Annotated in this window: 2 protein-coding genes; both read left to right on the forward strand. The window is 59.2% G+C overall.

Going from position 1 to position 1,425, the window contains the following annotated elements; translation table 11 throughout:
• Positions 1 to 524 precede the first annotated feature (524 nt).
• On the forward strand, positions 525 to 791 hold the full coding sequence (locus EOA33_RS35630) for a type II toxin-antitoxin system ParD family antitoxin (protein WP_126059349.1): 267 nt from the start codon (positions 525 to 527) through the stop codon (positions 789 to 791).
• Positions 792 to 822: 31 nt separating this feature from the next.
• Positions 823 to 1,110: a type II toxin-antitoxin system RelE/ParE family toxin gene (locus EOA33_RS35635; RefSeq protein WP_126058157.1), complete on the forward strand. Its 288-nt coding sequence runs from the start codon at positions 823 to 825 to the stop codon at positions 1,108 to 1,110.
• Positions 1,111 to 1,425 lie beyond the last annotated feature (315 nt).

Genomic DNA, 1,425 nt, shown 5'->3' on the forward strand with positions numbered 1-1,425 from the left:
GCGGGGTGGAGCAGCCCGGTAGCTCGTCAGGCTCATAACCTGAAGGTCACAGGTTCAAATCCTGTCCCCGCAACCAAATACAAAACGGGGGGCCGATTTGCTTTGGCCGCCCGGCCGATTGCTCTCGTCTGGTGCCCGCAAAGGAGGGGAGGCCGACACCGCGGACGAGCTCCGCCTGATCCAGAGCCGAAGCGAACAGCGAAAGCCCGAATCGGAGCGGCGACCGCAACCAGATGTGAAATGAACTTAGCCGGCGGGCCTCCTTCTCAACCGGCTTCAGTGCCCGTCGTCCCGCCTGTATGGCGAGAGTAGATCGTCGGAGCTGTCGATTGCACCAGATTGCTCGATCGCGCCGGCGTCATCGGGGCCGAGGCGATATCTCGGTTCTGCCGAATCGGCGAATCAAGCCCTGCGGGATAATCCCCGAATCAGAGGCAGAGATCGGCCGAATCGGCCAATGCTGGCAATAGCTGACATCTATTGCTATGGTTCCTATGGCCGGACATCTTTTTCCAGAGGTTGCCATGCCCAATTATGCTCTGAACGACCACTACGAGAGCTTCATCAGGAAGCAGCTCGAATCAGGCCGCTACAACAATGCCAGCGAGGTCGTCCGCGCCGGTCTGCGCATGCTCGAGGACTTCGAGGCGGAGCGGGAGAAATGGCTGCGCGAGGAGGTCCCGGGGCGCCTGGCCGAGCTTCAGCAAGATCCGGCGAAGAGAGTTCCCGCCGAAACGGTTTTTTCCCAGCTTGAAGCGCGTCATCGCGCGAAGCAGGCGAAAGCCAAGTAGGGAATGGAGTAATCGGGTTGTCTTTCATCCCATGGCGGAAGCCGAACTCGGACAGCTCTATGACGACATAGCCGAGCGCGCGTCGCCGGCGATTGCGTGGAATTTCGTTGTCACGGATCCGCGACCATTGGGCCTGGGTCTATCGACTTTTCCACAGCGCGGCACCGAGCGGATCGAGATCATGCCCGGGCTGCGGATTGTCGGTTATCGGCGCGCCGTCAGCATTGCTTTTGCCGTCGAGGGCGAGCGGGTGCTGATTTTGGGCATCTTCTACGGTGGCCGGAATATCACGACGGAATTGCTGGAAGAGCGGCTCTGAAGGCATGCTCAGGCCGGCGTGGCGATTAACATCCACCATGGCAGGACAGGCGATTTTTGGGCCGATGTCGGGATATCCGGTGCCGAGCTGGTAGTGAGCCCAGGCAGGAACGGATTGGCAGCCGATCGCCGGTCGAGATTCAACCAAGCCAACTCACGAATATCGACCTTGTGGACATGGCCACGAGAAATCGAAAAAACATCTGAGATGGCTGTTGACAGTATGAAGAGGTGGCGACTATATACGCGTCACCAACGAGGGCGGCTCGCCGCTGGCGACGAAGAAGTTCGCTTCTAAATCTGCCCTTGTTAGAAA

The organism is Mesorhizobium sp. M4A.F.Ca.ET.050.02.1.1 (genome assembly GCF_003997725.1).
Classification (GTDB): Bacteria; Pseudomonadota; Alphaproteobacteria; order Rhizobiales; family Rhizobiaceae; genus Mesorhizobium.